A 670-nucleotide genomic window follows, 5' to 3' on the forward strand; every position below is an offset into this window, starting at 1 on the left:
CAGAATACTCGGTCAGCCAGGAAATTGTCTTTCACAAAGCGAACCAACCGCTCCACCTTGCCCTTGGTAAATGGGTGCCGTGGCTTGCAAAGTTTTGTCTCGAAGGCCAGGGCTTGCATAAAGGTTTCATAGTCTTTCTGCCAGACTGGATGTCCCTCCAGATCCCGGTGCAGCACGACACTCTTCATATTGTCGGTTAACACAAATCTCGGAACCCCCATGTACTGGAAAGCATGGATCATCCCAATAAACAGGTTTTCTTGCCGGGCATTGGGGAAGAACTCAATATATCGCTGGCCACAGTGGTGGCAGATCATGGCAAAGCAGGCAACGCGGTAGGTCTGACTGTTGTAATCCAGAACATCCGCGAATCCCCAGTCCATCTGGTAGGCTTCACCGGGCTTTGTGACGTATCGGCGACCACGATTTCCCTGCGGCGCAACCAACTGGCGTTTTGCCGGAATGAGGTCCTTGTGAGCGGCGATATACTCTTTTACAATGGTCGCCCCTCCTTCAAAACCAGCCTGTTTCAAACGCTCCAATACGACAGAGGAATTCTTAACGCCTTGGCGCAGCAAGCTGTCCAACAGGCCAGTATAACCGCTGAGTTTTGTGATCCGATGTCTGCTACCTTTTGTGCTGCGAGGCAAGTCTTGAAACCCGTTTCTCT

Annotated in this window: 1 pseudogene; it reads right to left on the bottom strand. The window is 51.5% G+C overall.

The features are described 5' to 3' along the window. Window positions 1-587: pseudogene (locus B5F17_RS14550) on the bottom strand (DDE-type integrase/transposase/recombinase); the annotation flags it as partial. Window positions 588-670: the final 83 nt, after the last annotated feature.

The sequence above is a fragment of the Butyricicoccus pullicaecorum genome, assembly GCF_002160355.1.
Lineage (GTDB): Bacteria > Bacillota > Clostridia > Oscillospirales > Butyricicoccaceae > Butyricicoccus > Butyricicoccus pullicaecorum.